A 16,958-nucleotide genomic window follows, 5' to 3' on the forward strand; every position below is an offset into this window, starting at 1 on the left:
AGACTACCAATTTCTAATGCATCTTGCACATAGAAAGTGTGATGCAAAAGGAATTAAAGGCATCTTAGTATCTTCACGACAATTTGAACACTCGACAATTTTTACAACTGTAAATTTTATTTTCCCACTGTCAAGTGGCATTACTGGAGTAGCGTGGCCTTCCTCAATAAGTATCGGAACAATATAAGAAGCAATAGCCTGTTTTGTAATATTATTCATTAGCCATTCTCCCAGACTATCTTTTGGAGGATTGGTTCTGGAAGCTCCGATTAAAACAGTCCGCCCTTTAAATGCATCAATTATGTTCATATATTGTTTTTTGCTTAGTTTAACTTTTGTACTTTCATTTTTTCCAAAGAAAATCTCTTTAACTCCATTTAAAATCTTTTTATATTTAAAGGGTTTCTTTTTCACCATTGTTTTCATTTCAAACATAATTTCATACATAAAGCGACCCACTTACTATTATATTTTTGCCTTTAAAAGTTCTTCTCTTAACTGTAAAGAAAGAGCTTGTGTACCCTTGAATCGCTCTATGAAACGTTCTTTATTGCTTCCTTTATTACCGTTGCCAGTAATAAACGGTGCTACAATTGCAGGTTTGTTTTCTATCTCAATAATTTTCTTCCCTACATTTTCTGCGAATAGCTCTCCTTTATAACCAAATAACGTAAAGGCTTGAGAACCTAAAAGGTAAATAAGATGCGGTTGTACAATTTCAATTTCCTTCTTGATAAAATCATATGAGGCAACCTTATCAATTTTTTGTTGTTCTTTCGGTAGATTATTAGAATTATATACTTTTCTTGCATCGGTCATGTAAAGGAAATTTAAGTCTACTTGCCAAGAGTTTAGGGCAAACAAAACATCTTGATAACTGGTATAGCCGAAAGTCTTTTTAGGTAAATGTTTATAAAATTGAGTGTTATACGTTGCTTTGTCCCAATTTAGATGGAGAAGAGGTGCGTAAAAGACAATGCTTCCAGCATCCTCGGATAAAGAATCTTGAGCGATTATCATGGTTCGCAGTCCCTTTTCGTTTTTTGAGAAATATTTCTCTCCCCAAAAGGGTAAATCAGCTCCTCTTTGCTCTGATTTATCTGGTAGCCTCTCTTTCAATTGCTCCATTGATTGAAAGTATTCTGTGTGGCCGCAGTGTTCTTTGATTAACATATACGGTGATTTTTCCTGTTCTAAACATTCATTGGAAGCAATTTGATATTCAGAATACAATTTGGTTAGTCTATCCAAGCCCATATTAATTCTCCCTTTCTAAAATACCTCTTGCAGAACGGTGGACACTCATATCAATAGCCTTTATATCTTTTAATAAATTCCCTGCCGAATTCTCTGGTGTTTAATTTGATTCTATCTTTTGGTTCATATTCAATCCCATAGGAAAACTCTTCATTTAATCTTTTAAGCTCTTTGTACATATTTCTCACAGGCGTTTCATTCCCATCGGCAACCTGATAAATGGCAAGTTTAGGCAGAGCATTTCCGTCATCATAAAGATGAATTCGATAAAATCCATTAATGGATTTGACCTCGATTGTATCCAGCAACTTGTTCATGCGATAACCCCCAAATGAATTCCATTAGTATCCATATTATATCATGTGTTTTCTGAACTTTTCTTCAACTTTGCAGGTTCAAATAGCGTTTGTTACATAAATATATCTGAAGGTTTGCTAAAGAAGTACCTGCTAATTTCATAATAGTTCTTATATTCATCATACTTTTTCAGCAACAGTTCCGAGTAATTTGCACAATAGTTATGAAAATGTTCATACCTTCCTTTATAGGGATGGGTTCTTCTGTTTGTCCCAAAATATCATTTTAGTAATTTGTGATGTTATCTTTTCCACAAAACAGGAATACAACAATGTCGTGAGTTATTAAACCAAGGGTTTTGGAATTTATTACGTTACAACCAACTATAATATAAAACTAATAACTGAAAGGTAGGGAAGTTTAGTATGGACTTAAAGCTAAAAGATAAAGATGTTCTGATTAGGGGTATCAGTCTTCCAAGAAGTTTTCAAATTAGCTTAGAAAAGCGAGGAAAGACCGCTGTAAACCATAGATTTATGGAGGGTGTAGAGGAGCTACAGATATACTGTTCCTCCTGTAATCGTTGGCATCCTGTTTATAGATTAGAGAATAGGACATGGGTTGATATAAACGAAACGTATAAGTTGTGCAATCCAGGGAAAGAGCGAGAATACTTTGATACCTATTGCAGTCAATGTTATACAAATAGGCACAAAAAAGACGGTGTAAAAACATTAGGTAAAGAAGCAGGGGTAGTGGGAGAGAAAGAGGAGATAGCTGAAGATAAGGAAAGGGTTTCCGAGTCAGGAGAAGAAGTTAAGTATCTTCCCTGGAGCGAGAAGGCAGGAGGTGTTCAGCAAACGATATTCCTTGCACCAGATTTGGACATGTATTTAAGGCTATACGGTGTCTATCATAGCAAGAAGAAAAACGAACTATTGAACGATATCATTGCAGAATTCAAATCAAAGAACCCTATCAACCTTTAAAAATATCATAAAAGCACCTTTTCAATTTTTGTCCAAAGAACAAAAACCTAATAGTTTCCGTATCAAATTTTATACCAAAACCCTATCATATCCAAAAACAGGAAGGAGGAGCGTACTTTGAAACGAAAAGATGGGGAGCTTTACTACAAGATTTCAGAAATTTCCACCCTCTTAAAAATTTGTCCTGCCACGTTATTTAACCTTATTCAGATAGACCGTAAGATGAAGGAAGAAGGGATGGAAGGCTTCTTACCTAATGCAACAAGGATAAACAATATCCAGCATTATAAGCAGTCAGAGGTAAAAGCAATTCGAGATGGAATTGGCAAATTAAGAAAGGGTGATTTGTTAAAATACCGAGCAAAAGTGACGACTTATCAGAAGTTGAAAAAAGAAAATGAGGAATTAAAGAAAAAACTCGCTGAACTGGAAGGGGGATTGAAAAAGTGAGAATTGTTAATGGGCAAAAATACCTTACCACTGGTGATTTAGGGGCGTATGTGAACCGTAGTCCAGTCACAATTGCTCAATGGTGCAAGTATAGTGACAGGTTGGCTGAGAGTAGAAAGGAACGATTGATTCCAGAGCCACTTGTAATTAACGGTCAGCGATTGTTTACAACAGAACAGGCATTAGCTGTTAAGGAGTTTGCGGAATCAAAAAAATATGGCTTACTTGCTGAATTTAATCGAAAAAGGCTTGGCAAACGTGGAAAAGAGATTGAAAAGAGATTGAAGGCAAGGGAAAAGGAGCAGGAGAAAATGCAGGAGGAAAAGAAAGAGAAGGAGTTGGAGGAAGCCCTGTCTAAAATAAATAGGGCTGTAGAGTTTAAAGATAGATTTAAAAGATTGAAGAAGGACTTGTAAGGGGAGATGCTTACAGGTTCTTTTTGTGTTTTATTTAGTAGATAATTAGTTGAGTCTTAGATTAATCCTTTAAAAATTAGATGAATTCGAGTGGAAATGGGGAATGATATTTCTAAAATAAAAAGGGTACTTAGACCTTGGTACATAAGACTTTACAGCCTCTCACAACTTTCGGAAAACATAAACCTATATAGGGCAAAGAAAAAATGAAAAACTGATTTGAAATGTCGCACTCCTTTATCTAAAGTAGGAATAAAGTTTTTTAGGACTTTACTGTTTTATTGATTTTTTCGGCTTTACAGCCTTCTATTCGATTGCATCATTTTCAAATGAAAAGTCGAAGTTCATTTGAAAAATTCAAGAGCAACTATTAATCAAAATCTGTTAGAAGGACAAAACACATACATGAAAGTGGTCGATGTTCCCTTTCCATGAATTGATTTTATCTGTTGGGATTGCTTCTATTACAAATAAATCTAAGATGTTTCCACACAATAATAAATAAAAGCCTATATAGGCGATATAATGGACATTTTTCAGTGACTCCCTACAAACAGCAGTTATTAAAGGTAATACATACGTTTAAAAAATAAATATCATTTTTTATCCATAAGTCCCCTGATTACTTATAGAACCCTTCTAAGACATTGTAGAACTACTCTAAGCTATTTCTTGATAAAGGCAAAGGATATAATCAAATAGAATTAAATTACGATAAACAAGCAATATGACAGTTATATTAGATGTTTTGAGAAAGGAGTTGAGCCAATTTGTACACAGTAGAAACCATTTTAAACAGAATTAACGAAACAGGCTATAGAATCAGACCAGCCTATGTCCAGGCAATGTTAAAGCATTCCGTAGCGGAAAATGAAAATATAAGGGTGGACCTTTCCGAATATGCGAATATTGATTTTACAAGCAATCGTCAGGTAATCGAATTTATTAATAACAAGCTGTTAAGAAGAGAAGCTATTCAGGGAAAAACGATATCCAATAAAATTCTGGAACAGTTATATGAAGAAACAAATAAATCGTTTTTTCAAACATTAATTGCTTTCAGAAAATGTCATGACAGATATAAGAAGGTAGTCTCTCTTATCAAAGCTGTCATTGATTCAGAATTTAACAAAGATAATGATAGCAGTGTTACTGGGTTTTTAAATAGAGAGAAATTTGAAACGACTTGGATTAATCCAGAAGCCAAACAAAATTCGGTGGGGGGTATCAGCCTATCAAACCCTTCTTTACCGTTTTCCACTGAGGATATCAAGAATATATTTGTTGGCGATTACATTGCTATTCCTTGTAAAGATATGGAGGGGGTACTATACATTCTAAATAAGTATGGAGACCTTCTGAATAATGATAATTATATTGTGATTGGAACTACCCTTTATGCTGATATAAGATACAGTGATTGGAACGGTATCCCATTTCCACCATCAGACGAGGAAGAAATAAAGCATATGGAAGATTTCCGTAGGGAAATTGGAATAGATTATTATGGAGATAAACTAAAAGAAGAATCAGTGCAGGAGGAACAGATAGAATAAAAGCAGGAAGAGAATTTATTTTTATACAAGCCAACATGACGAGCAAGTTGCTGAAAAATGGAATCCCTTGTGAGTAATATTGAAAGCAAGGAACGACTAAGAAACCGTATGAGCTGGTCTTATTTAGTGGCTTAGACTGTGTTTCTATTATGAGTCAGCTCCCAATCCCTATAATACAGTACCAATAATATATTATGAGGGGCATGACCTACACTAAAGCCATTTACAGGCGATATAAGCATGGTAAAAGTGAAATGTGAGGATGAAGTCGAGTTTGTAAATTAAGGAGAAATAGGATAGTATCAGAAGCCCCTATGAAGGAGCTTCTATTTTCTTTTTGTTGCATTATCAATGGCATTTATTGAGCCTTTCACCATGCTTTTGTATCGGTTTGTGTACAGTTCCAACACCTTCAATATAATAGCATCTTCCTTTGCTACATAATTGCCAATAGATTTTAGCTTAACAATCTCGGCTATCTCTTGTTCCAATTCTTTTGAAAGAACTATCTCTATCTTTTTCATCGTTCTGCTCCCTTTCCCAATGTAATCGAGTAATCGATTACCCCTGTTTTTTAAGCCTGTTAGATTATAGATTGGGAGCGGCCTTATTATTACAAAGGATTGAAAACGAAAAGTTATCCATATTAGACAAATAGATTTTGAAAACAAACAATATCTAAATCCAATAAATACTGTGAACGTTGATACATAAATATTTAAGAACCATTTATTGCTTATCTAAAAAAGTAAGAATAAAATAAAAGTATAGTAAAAATTAAATATTAGTTTGAGGTGGCACAATTGGAGCTTAAACTTTTTTATAAAACACAGAGGGAACTGGCTTCGGCATTAAACTCCATAATAGATGCTTATTGGGAAAATAAAATTGATGAAACGATTCTTATAAAAGAAGTTGAAGATATTTACAAAAATAATCCGAATAAGGTACTAAAGAACGGTGACTTTACAACTATTCTTAAGCAACAGTGCGGAAAAAGACGACTTGAGATTGTAGATAGAATTTTGGATATGAACGGCCTTGATAGCAAGTAAACGTATATCTGAATAGGAAGGAGTTGTAGGATGATTAGCGAATTACAATATAGTTCCTCCTTAACAGGAGCTTCATTTTTACTGTATGAATTAAAGCAAGTGATAGGTCTAAAGGTTCAGGGGTTGAATGATAAAGAAATTAAGCAACGAGTAACCGAAGAAAACCTTTTTCAGTATAAATATGAATCAAGCATTAAAAGAAGCCTTCCATCGGTGTTAAGAAGGGTAAATGCTCTGGATGAAACACTCTTTCAAATGGTATTAGAAGAACCGTTGGAAACAGGGAAAATCATCAATTTATATGCCATAATGAAGACGGATAGGTTATTTTTTGAATTTATGGATGAAGTCATTAGAGAAAAATATGAATTCCACAATTTGTTGATTGAAACAAAAGATTTAAATTTATATTTTACTGTAAAAGCGGAACAAGACAACAAGGTAGCAGGGTTTACGGAAAAGACAGTAGCCAAGTTAAAGCAGGTCTTTTACAAAGTTCTGTTTGAGTCTGGAATTTTAAAGGATAAAAAAACAGGAGAGTTAAGCAGACTTCTAATAGATGAAGATTTGAAGGAATACATAATTAGAATTGGTGATGGCCAGTTCGTTAAGGCAATGGGTCACTAAAGAGGTGAATTTATGAGCAACTTGAATAATAGGCTGGATAAAATAATCCCTAAAATAAAAGAGGACAAGTTTCTTGAAGGAAGAGGACTTGGCAATGAAATCAGTTTCTATGTGTTTGATTATGAACCAGAACATGAATTGTTCGTTCGGGATTATGTAAAACATATTAAGAAAGAGTTCAATTACGAGGGGTCAAACCGAAAAATTATTGAATTTGACCTTTATAAAATGATGGTTGAAATTGCAAAGGAAAAACGTATTTTTGAGCGGATATTTCAAATGGAAGAGAAACAAGGGCGAGAATCCTTATTTCGAGCAATGAAAAACTTTACCGCACCTGAAACCTTTCTAAAAAGAATAAAGGAGCAAATTGCCGACAATAACATTGTTTTTATCACAGGGGTTGGAAAAGTCTATCCATTTGTACGTTCACATAACATCTTAAACAATCTTCAAGAGGTACTGGATAAAATACCTGTCATTATGTTCTTTCCAGGGGTATATGATGGACTTTCGTTAAAATTGTTTGGAAAATTCAAGGATGACAATTACTATCGAGCTTTTCGATTAGTGGATAAAGAGATATAGGGGGAGTTCTTGTGCAAATCAAGGATATGTTTGAGAAGGATATACACAGAAACATTAAAGGCGTAATTAAGGTTGCCCAAACTGATGAAGACAACATTTATCAAGAGTTGGATGAATATGTCGTAACAAGAGAACTTGCGAAGCATTTATCCAAGTTTTACGAGAATTACCAAAAGGGAATTGATGGATACACAGATAAAATGGGTGTCTGGATATCTGGATTTTTTGGTTCTGGTAAATCACACTTTCTAAAAATTCTTGCATACCTATTGGAAAATAAAAAGATAAATGGTAAACAAGCTATTGAATTCTTTGATAAAAAAGTTCAAGACCCGATGGTTCTCGCCAATATGAAGAGAACATCGGATGTTGAAACGGAAGTAATTCTCTTTAACATTGATTCTAAAAGTTCCGTTGATGGTAAATCCAAAGATGATGCTATTCTTAAAGTCTTTATGAAGGTGTTCTATGAGCATAGAGGTTTCTATGGTGATATACCTGGTGTTGCTGAAATGGAAAAGCACTTAACCAAGGAAGGCGTATATGAAGATTTTAAAATGGTGTTTAAAGATTTATCTGGAGAAGATTGGATTGAAAGAAGAAACACGTTTTATTTCGATGCGGATTATGTCATTGGGGCATTAACACAGGTTACAAATATGACTGCGGAATCTGCAAGGAATTGGTTTGAAAATGGGGTAAACAATTTCGAGATAAGCATTGAAAAATTCGCTAAAGATGTAAAAGACTACATCGATAGCAAAGGTAAAAATTTTCATTTAGTTTTCTTAGTCGATGAAATTGGTCAATATATAGGCGATAATCAACAATTAATGTTAAATCTTCAAACAGTAGCAGAAGATTTGGGAACATTTTGTAATGGTAAGGTGTGGATTTTAGTTACCTCTCAAGAAAGCATTGATTCTATCGTAAAAGTGAAGGGCAATGACTTTTCTAAAATCCAAGGGCGTTTTGATACCAGACTATCTTTATCTTCCATTTCAGTGGATGAAGTAATAAAGAAACGTATCCTATCTAAAAAGGAACATGCAAAAGAAACGCTTCAACTTATGTATCATGAAGACAATACAAGTGCGACATTAAAAAATTTAATTGACTTTAAAGATAGTACAGCAGATTTGCGTGGATATGAGGATGAAAAGGAATTCGCTGATGTGTATCCATTTATTCCGTACCAATTTAAACTTCTTCAAAATGTATTTGAACAAGTCAGAAAACATGGAAGTTCAGGAAAACATTTATCTGAAGGAGAAAGGTCTATGCTTTCAGCTTTTAAGGAAGCAGGTCTGAGATATTCTGAGGAACACGAGGGAGCACTCGTTCCGTTCTACGCTTTCTACGATACAATAAAAGAATTTTTAAACCCGACTATCGTTAGGGTTATTGAAGGAGCATATGAAAACCCAGCATTAAGAGATGATGAATTTAATATAGACCTTCTTAAAGTGTTGTTCATGGTTAAATATATTAAGGAATTACCTGCTTCAGTAGAAAATATTGCGACACTAATGGTAACAAAGATTAATGAAGATAAACTTGTTCTAAAAGAAAAGATTGAGAGTTCACTGAAAAAATTGATTGCACAAACCCTCATTCAGAAGAACGGAGACGTTTATATTTTCCTTACGGATGACGAGCAAGATATAAATAGGGAAATCAAATCAATCAATATAGATGAAGAAGTGGTTAAAAGAGCACTGGCTGATTACGTGTTTCATGACTTATATGACGTGAAAAAAATAAAATACTCTGATAAATATGATTTTCCATTCAATCGAAAAATGGATGAAAAGGAGTATTTAAATCAAACTTCAAATTTAGGAATTCATATTTTATCGCCATTATCAGATAACTACGATAAGCCAGACCAAGAAATCATGATGATGACTATGGGTAATAGTCAGATGATTTTAAAGTTAAGAGGCAATGACTCCTATGTAGAAGAGATGGAAGAAATTCTTAAAATAGATGAATATACAAAAAAGGTAAACCCTACCTTGCCTGAAAATATTCAAAATATAATAGATAGTAAAAAGCATGAATCAAAATCAAGGAAAAGAAGAGTTAAGGAATTGTTAGAGGAAGCAATCAAGGCAGGAACTTTCTATATCAATGGAGAGAGACTGGATGTTAAAGGGAATACATTAAAAGACAAAATAAATACTGCTTTCAAAACTTTAGTGGATAATGTTTATACAAAATTAGGTTATGTAAAAGAATTTTATAATAGTGATGATGATATAAAAAGCCTTCTAAAAAACAACTCCGAGCAACAATCGTTGGAGGATTTTAAAAGCGATACAAACGAGTTAGCAGAAAATGAGATTTTCTCGTTTATTAAATTGCAAGATGACATTTCCAAACAAGTGAGAATGAAAATTCTACTGGATAGATATACCGATAAACCGTATGGTTGGAATGAAATGGATATTGCTGGAATTACTGCAGGACTATTTAAAAAGGAAAGAATTCGATTAAGATACAATGGTCAATATTTAGAACCAACAGACTATGTTGATGTTATTGATGCTCTGAGAAAGTCTTCACAGGTTGATAGGGTTATTATCATCAGAAGGGTAAATGTTGATGAAGCCCTATTAAAGACAGCAAAGAGTATTTGTAAAGAGCTATTCAATAAAACGGACTTGCCAAGTGATGAAGATGGTCTTGTTAAAGAGATAAAGACTTTAATCGGTCAACAAATAGAAGAGATTAAACAACTAAAAAATCGGTATGAAGGAAGAAAATATCCTGGTAAGAGCCTTCTCGATAAAGGACTTGAATACTTTAATCAGTTTGAAAACAATATGGACAATGCTACGTTTTTTACCAAGCTAAAGGATTTAGAAGAAGACCTTTTGATTTGGGAAGAGGATGTAGATTATGTAAGACGCTTTTTTGAAAACCAGAAGGATATTTTTGATAAAGGACTATTAGCTATAAAGAATTATGAAGATAATAAGCTCTATTTAACTGACAATGATACGGAAGATGCGGCCAATAAACTTTCAGCCATTTTAGAGGATATCTTACCTTATGGGAAAATACGAAAAATACCAGAATTCGTAAATAAAATTGATGAAGCTCTAAATGTGGTTCTGAAGGATAAGAAAGAAAATGCCTCACAAAAAATTCAGGCAGATTATGACCAACTTTCTCTAAAGGCAAGTCAATACGAAGTAAATGCTAATACGAAAAAAACAATCGAATCGTTTTACAACAATCTGCTTCAAAGTATTAAGTCCTTTAGTGATATTTATAAGGTAGATGCAACTATTTCTCAAAGCAATAGCTTTAAGGAAAAGTACGATAGAATTATCGAAAATGAAATCAAGCAATGGTTAGCCAAACAGGAAGAGGAAAGCGGAGAAATTATTAAAGACCCTAATGAGGAAGAAAAAGTGGAAATGGGTCTTGAAAAATTGAACATTAAAGAATTGTTCTTTGTAAAACGTCTAAATAACGAAGCTGACGTGGACAAGTTTATCAATTCGCTCTCCGATAAACTCAAAAGCATTATTAAACACAATAAAAATATCGAGTTCATCGACTAAGGCGGTTTATTGAAATGAATAAAACAGCATTAAAGAATTTTGCAGTAAATGCAAGAAATGAACTAAGAGAAAAAATAACGGTTAAAGCCCTTCAATTAGGAATATCCGAAGATAGGGTTAAAAAGGCTGATATTCAAAGCTCGGATGCCATCTATATAGATGGTAAACAGCTTGATAAAGACCAAAAAAATCAAAGGGATGCATTAATTGCAAGAATAGATAAGATTGGTTTTAACCAAGTTATCGAGGAAGTGGCATATACTTGGTTTAATCGTTTTACAGCATTAAGATTTATGGAAGTCAATAACTACCTTCCAACAAAAATAAGGGTGCTTTCTTCGAGCAATTCTGGAAGTTTTGAACCTGATATTGTTCAAGAAGCCCTTAATGTTGATTTAGATTTAGATAAGGAGTATGTCTACAACCTAAAATTAAACAACAAATCGGAAGAGCTATTCAAATATCTCATTATCAAACAATGTAATGGTTTAAAACCACTTCTTCCTTTTATGTTTCAGAAAATTGCCGATTATACGGAGCTTCTGTTCCCTGACGGATTATTAGCAGAAGGTTCATTTTTATCTCAAATGACTGATACAGATGTCTTTCCAGAAGGAGATTGGGCAGATGTTGAAATCATAGGGTGGCTTTATCAGTATTTTATTGCAGAAGAAAAAGACCGAGTGATTAAGGCGAAAGCTAAGTATAAAACAGAAGAAATCCCTTTTGCAACGCAACTCTTTACGCCTGATTGGATAGTTAGATATATGGTTCAAAACTCATTGGGTAGATATTGGGTGGAATCACATCCTGGAGATAGGGAACTATTGCAAGAATGGGAATTCTATCTTGAAAATCCAAATCCAGAACCAGACTTTGAAGAGAAATTAGCTCCTTATATTAATAAGGAATTAGAAGTGGAAGAAATAAAATTCTTTGACCCAGCGATGGGAAGTGGACATATTTTAGTCTACGCTTTCGATGTGTTTTTTGAAATATACAGCAAATGTGGTTATATGGAAAGAGAAATTCCAAGACTTATCATTGAAAATAACCTATATGGCTTGGATATTGATGACAGGGCATATCAACTGGCATGTTTCTCCGTTGTTATGAAAGCATTACAATACAACAACAGATTTTTTAGAAGCATTGAAAGAGAAGGGTTGCACCTTAATTTAGCATCAATTCAAGAAACGAACGACTTAAATGAAGAGGACATTGCTTTCATCGCTGGTGAAAACAGCGGAAGTAACTTTGAAAATACAAAAAGTTTTATCGAACAGTTCCGAGATGGTAAAATGATTGGTTCATTAATTAAAATCAATAATTTTGACGAGGATTTTCTTTTAGCAAGACTGGAATATATTCAAAACAATCCAGCCAGAGATATGTTTGAAGATGAATCAAGAAAGAAGGCTATTGACCTTCTACCAAGTTTAATAAAGCAGACAGATATAATGCGGACAACTTATTGTATTTTAGTGTCCAATCCCCCGTACATGGGAAGCAGATATATGACAACAGAACTTACAGCATTCTTAAGAAATAATTATAAGTTTAGTTCAGATTTATTTTCTGTGTTTATGGAGTATTCTTTACAAAAAGTTAAGAAAGAGGGCCATTTAGGATTTATTACTCCTTTTGTTTGGATGTTCCTCTCTTCGTTTGAAGATTTGAGAAAAGAAATAGTCTCAGGAAATAGTATAAGTTCTCTAATTCAACTTGAATACAACGCATTTGAGGCCGCAGTTGTACCAGTTTGTACATTTACATTACGAAATGTCAACTCAAAAACAACTGGTGAATATATTAGACTGGCAGATTTTACAGGAGTCGAGAATCAACCCAAAAAAGCATTGGAAGCAATAAGAAATAATGATGTCTATTATAGATATACGCAAAAAAATGACTTCTATGAAAATATTCCAGGTCAACCAATTGCATATTGGATATCTGAAAAACTACAGAGTACGTTTCGGAGAGAAAAGCAACTATTAGATTATATCGAAGTAACAGGTTCTCAAAATATTACAGCAGACAACGATAGATTTTTAAGAAGAATTTGGGAAGTGAAAAAAGAGGATATTAATAAAAAATGGAGTTTATATACAAAAGGTGGAAATTATCGTAAATGGTATGGAAACTTAGAATATGTCGTAGATTGGTCACTGGATGCAAGGAGTTTTTATAAATTAAATAAAAGCTCAAATTTACTTAATGAAAAATATTGGTTTAGAGATGGTCTAACATATAACGGTATCTCAAATAGGGGGTTTTCAGTTAGAATTGCCCGTAACGCAATATATGATAAAAAAGGACCAACCTTCCACATGTTAGATGGAAAAAGTGAACATTATATTATAGGTCTTTTGAATACTAAGGTAATAAATTATATTATGGATTTGTTCAATCCAACAATGAGTTATCAGATGAAGGATGTTAATAGTTTACCTATTGTAATGGTAGATGACGATGATTTATTTGCTGAGATTGAAAAATTGTCTATCCAGTGTATAGATATTTCAAAAAATGATTGGGACTCATATGAAAACTCATGGGATTTCTGTAAACATCCATTCTTGATTCATAAAGGAGATACTTCAATCATTGAACAGACATTTAATAATTGGAGTTCATATACCGAAGACCAATTCAATCGACTAAAGAATAACGAAGAAGAACTGAACAAGTTGTTTATCAATGAGTACGGTTTAGAAGGTGAAATGTCTCCCGAGGTTAGTGAAGACGATGTAACAATAAGAAAATCAGATAGGAAAAGAGAAATTAAGTCGTTTATATCCTATGCTGTCGGCTGTATGTTTGGGCGTTATTCCCTTGATGAAGAAGGTCTTGTGTTTGCAGGTGGGAAGTTTGATTCAGAAGCATATAAAACCTTCAAAGCAGATAAGGATAACATTCTTCCTGTATTGTCAGGTTCTTATTTTGAAGATGATATTGTTTCAAAGTTTGTTGAGTTTGTGAAAGTGACTTTTGGTGAAGCCACTTTACAACAAAATCTTGATTTTATTGCTGATACTCTTGGCAAGAAAAGTGGAGAAACAGCTAAAGAAACGATTAGAAGATATTTCGTGAACGATTTCTTTAAGGACCACGTTCAGGTTTACAAAAAAAGACCAATCTATTGGATGTTTACTTCTGGTAAGCAAAAGGCATTTAACTGCTTAATCTATATGCACCGATATGATAAATCAACCCTATCAAGAATCAGAACGGATTACCTTCATGAACTACAAAATCGTCTTTTTGCAGAGAAAAAAGGTTTGCTTAGTATTATTGAAGGTGACTCTACGGTTAAAGAAATCAGTAATGCTAAAAAAGAATTAAAAGTCTTGGATAAGAAGATTGAAGAGTTAAAAGCGTATGATGAATTATTGCACCATTTAGCCGATAAGCAGATAGAGATGGATTTAGATAATGGTGTGGCAACGAACTATGAAATGTTCAAGGGATTATTGGCAAAGATATAGAAAGTATTATTAAGAAATATACCAGATAGCTTCTGGTATATTTCTATTTAATCGTAACAGAGGTTAAGAGGTGTTCATTCAATGAATATAGATGAAATAGTCAAGACTTTAAAGGAGAGCTACGATGCCCCTTTAAGGGATGGGGAACAACGAAAGATAATCTTCTGGTTAGATAAAGAAAGCAGTTTTTCTGAGATTATTGATGAAATAAAAATTGATAATGTCAAGTTTCATAAGTTGAATGAAGGTAACTTTTTTTATTCCAAGTATTTATTAGAGGAAGAAGATACAGATTCAAACTATTTGATTTATTCCAATGTAGATATACAAACGGAAGAAGAAAACTGGTTAATTGATACGTTCCTATACTCTAACCAGTTTTATGCTGATAAGATTTCTCTATTGATGAATGAATTGAAAATAGACAGTTCTTTAAGACATGTCATTAAGAAATATGAGAAATTCTTTGACAAAATAGAAAGACGTAAAAGGTTTAAGGCTCTTGAAATTGAACAATATACTGAAGAAAAGATTGAACTTGCTATCATTAGTGCTTTATGTAATCTCAAAACACTCGATACGGATGATGTACTTAAAAAGATATTGATAAATGGGATTGAAGAAAGCGAGAATAAATATTTTCAGCAGATGGATAAGTTCTTTGATATCGATGTATTTTGGAAGTATGTTTCCCAGTATTATGGCTTTTATAAGGAAGAGAAATCTCTTAAAAAGTTATTAATCCATTTAACTGTAACTGCTATGAGTCATAGTATGAATGAAAAGTATTTATCAAATATCAAAGAATATATTGCAGAAAAAAACCGAGCTAATAGCATGATTTTCATTGACCATTGGATGCATCATAAAACGGATTACACTTTTTATGATAATCTTGCGGAAATTATTGAAAAAGAAATACATATACATGACCTGATAAATGCACTGGACATAGAGAACTTCAAACATGCTGATGTATTTCCGTACTTTGACAAAGCGATTATTATTTATATTGCTAATAGCTTAGATTCTAATATTGAAGATTTTGAACAGTTCATTGACCTGATTCAACTTCGTAGAACGAAGCATTATTATGAGCAATTTCAATATATTTACGAAGCACTATTCTATACAGTTAAAATGCACCAATTTCACAAAAAATATAACATGGGTATTCCCCAAGTAAAACTTGCGGAGATGTATCAATTATATTTAGATGATTTCTATAAGATGGACACTTATTACAGGAAGTTTTACGTTGCTTTTGATAATGAGAGTAACAGTGACCTCCTCAAAAAACTTAAATCTATGGTAGAGAATCTATATACAAATTGGTATATGGGTCAATTAAGCTCCAACTGGTCTTCAGTTTTAAGCGATGAAATGAAAAAAGGATGGAAAATACCTGGTATCGAAAGCCAGATGGACTTTTATAAAAATTATGTATCACAAAAGGTTCAAAAAGGTGATAGGGTATTTGTCATTATTTCGGATGCATTAAGATATGAAGTTGCAGTTGAATTGAATGACAAGTTAAATACAGAGACAATTGGTAACTGTGAGATAGAAGGTAATCTTGGAGTTATTCCTTCGGTAACTAAGCTCGGAATGGCTTCCTTGCTCCCTTATAAGCAGATTGAAATAAAGGATAATGGGAGAGTGTATGTTGATTCAAAGGATTCCCAAGGATTAGAGAATCGAAAAAACATTCTCGAAGACAAAGTGGAAAATAGCATGGCTATTCACTATCAGGAAATCATGGCAATGAACAAAGCAGGTCGAAGAGAGCACTTCAAAGGAAAAAAACTTAACTATATCTATCATGATTCTATTGATGCTACTGGTGATAAGGCTTCTACGGAATTCTATACGTTTAATGCAGTGGAGAAAGCGATAGAGGAATTATATAATTTAGTTAAAGTTATTAAAGATGATTTAAGTGGGACAAACATATTTATCACAGCCGACCATGGATTTATCTATCAGAGAGATTCGTTAGAGGAAAGCGACAAAATTGAAAGAGAAGATATTTCATCCATAGAGGTTAAGAGAAGATACCTACTATCAAAAGAGCAAAAGGAAATTAAAGGGCTATTAAATTTTAGTATGGATTATATTATTGGTAATGATAGTTCATTGACGGTGTATATGCCAAATTCCACAATACGATTTAAAACACAAGGAAGCGGAGCTAATTTCGTTCATGGTGGAGCAAGTCTTCAAGAAGTAGTTGTTCCTGTTATTCAATTTAAAAATATTAGAAGGGGTCAGTCGAATAGTAAAGAAATTGAAAAGGTCGATATAAAATTGACCAATACTGTAAGGAAAATTACCAACAGTCTATTTAATCTTACCTTCTTCCAAACGGAGAAAGTGGAAGATAAGGTAGTTCCGAGAACAGTAAACATCTATATGGCTGACGAGAATGATGCATTAATTTCTAATGAAGAAACCATTATTGGGGACAAGCAGACAGATAAACCAGATGAAAGAACATTTAGAGTGAAATTTGCTCTTAAATCACAGCAATATGATAAAAACAAATACTATTATTTGATTATCAAAGATAGTGAAACAGATGTCATTATAGAAAAAATCCCTTTCCAAATAAACTTAGGAATTGTCAGTGATTTTGACTTTTAATAAAGGTGGTGAAG

The 16,958-nt window shown here is 33.2% G+C and carries 14 protein-coding genes; 10 read left to right on the plus strand and 4 right to left on the minus strand.

Annotation, left to right across the window (positions count from 1 at the left end; all coding sequences use genetic code 11):
• Positions 1-3: 3 nt before the first annotated feature.
• From I7822_RS17910 to I7822_RS17920, 3 genes are read right to left on the minus strand one after another with little or no spacing between them, the layout of a single operon-like run.
• A complete protein-coding gene (locus I7822_RS17910; RefSeq protein WP_207980476.1) occupies positions 4-447 on the minus strand; it encodes a hypothetical protein in 444 nt (147 codons plus the stop codon).
• An 18-nt stretch (positions 448-465) separates the two neighbouring features.
• On the minus strand, positions 466-1,257 hold the full coding sequence (locus tag I7822_RS17915) for a uracil-DNA glycosylase family protein (RefSeq protein ID WP_207980477.1): 792 nt from the start codon (positions 1,255-1,257) through the stop codon (positions 466-468).
• A 50-nt stretch (positions 1,258-1,307) separates the two neighbouring features.
• Positions 1,308-1,574, minus strand: a complete 267-nt coding sequence (locus I7822_RS17920) for a hypothetical protein (protein WP_207980478.1) — start codon at positions 1,572-1,574, stop codon at positions 1,308-1,310.
• A gap of 405 nt (positions 1,575-1,979) precedes the next feature.
• Here I7822_RS17920 and I7822_RS17925 point away from each other — a divergent pair, with 405 nt between their 5' ends.
• From I7822_RS17925 to I7822_RS17940, 4 genes are all read left to right on the plus strand, one after another.
• A complete protein-coding gene (locus I7822_RS17925; protein ID WP_207980479.1) occupies positions 1,980-2,543 on the plus strand; it encodes a hypothetical protein in 564 nt (187 codons plus the stop codon).
• Between the two features lie 117 nt (positions 2,544-2,660).
• On the plus strand, positions 2,661-2,993 hold the full coding sequence (locus tag I7822_RS17930) for a hypothetical protein (protein WP_207980480.1): 333 nt from the start codon (positions 2,661-2,663) through the stop codon (positions 2,991-2,993).
• On the plus strand, positions 2,990-3,409 hold the full coding sequence (locus I7822_RS17935; protein WP_207980481.1) for a hypothetical protein: 420 nt from the start codon (positions 2,990-2,992) through the stop codon (positions 3,407-3,409). The genes I7822_RS17930 and I7822_RS17935 overlap by 4 nt, the downstream gene beginning before the upstream one ends.
• Before the next feature lie 770 nt (positions 3,410-4,179).
• On the plus strand, positions 4,180-4,965 hold the full coding sequence (locus tag I7822_RS17940) for a hypothetical protein (protein ID WP_207980482.1): 786 nt from the start codon (positions 4,180-4,182) through the stop codon (positions 4,963-4,965).
• A gap of 326 nt (positions 4,966-5,291) precedes the next feature.
• On the opposite strand, the gene I7822_RS17945 is transcribed toward I7822_RS17940, so the two are convergent.
• Positions 5,292-5,489, minus strand: coding sequence for a hypothetical protein (locus I7822_RS17945; protein ID WP_207980483.1), 198 nt, complete (start codon positions 5,487-5,489; stop codon positions 5,292-5,294).
• Positions 5,490-5,759: 270 nt separating this feature from the next.
• Here I7822_RS17945 and I7822_RS17950 point away from each other — a divergent pair, with 270 nt between their 5' ends.
• From I7822_RS17950 to pglZ, 6 genes are all read left to right on the plus strand, one after another.
• On the plus strand, positions 5,760-6,020 hold the full coding sequence (locus I7822_RS17950) for a TIGR04540 family protein (protein ID WP_259548281.1): 261 nt from the start codon (positions 5,760-5,762) through the stop codon (positions 6,018-6,020).
• Positions 6,021-6,050: 30 nt separating this feature from the next.
• Positions 6,051-6,647: a DUF1819 family protein gene (locus tag I7822_RS17955; protein ID WP_207980485.1), complete on the plus strand. Its 597-nt coding sequence runs from the start codon at positions 6,051-6,053 to the stop codon at positions 6,645-6,647.
• Positions 6,648-6,659: 12 nt separating this feature from the next.
• The gene (locus I7822_RS17960; protein ID WP_207980486.1) at positions 6,660-7,235 is read left to right on the plus strand and encodes a DUF1788 domain-containing protein; all 576 of its coding nucleotides are present in this window, start codon (positions 6,660-6,662) and stop codon (positions 7,233-7,235) included.
• Between the two features lie 11 nt (positions 7,236-7,246).
• Entirely contained in the window at positions 7,247-10,810 is a 3,564-nt protein-coding gene (brxC, locus tag I7822_RS17965; protein ID WP_207980487.1) for a BREX system P-loop protein BrxC, read from the plus strand.
• Between the two features lie 14 nt (positions 10,811-10,824).
• On the plus strand, positions 10,825-14,301 hold the full coding sequence (gene pglX, locus I7822_RS17970; protein ID WP_207980488.1) for a BREX-1 system adenine-specific DNA-methyltransferase PglX: 3,477 nt from the start codon (positions 10,825-10,827) through the stop codon (positions 14,299-14,301).
• 81 nt (positions 14,302-14,382) lie between these two features.
• The gene (gene pglZ, locus I7822_RS17975) at positions 14,383-16,944 is read left to right on the plus strand and encodes a BREX-1 system phosphatase PglZ type A (protein WP_207980489.1); all 2,562 of its coding nucleotides are present in this window, start codon (positions 14,383-14,385) and stop codon (positions 16,942-16,944) included.
• Positions 16,945-16,958: the final 14 nt, after the last annotated feature.

Origin of the sequence: Metabacillus bambusae (assembly GCF_017497975.1) — a bacterium.
Lineage (GTDB): Bacteria > Bacillota > Bacilli > Bacillales > Bacillaceae > Metabacillus > Metabacillus bambusae.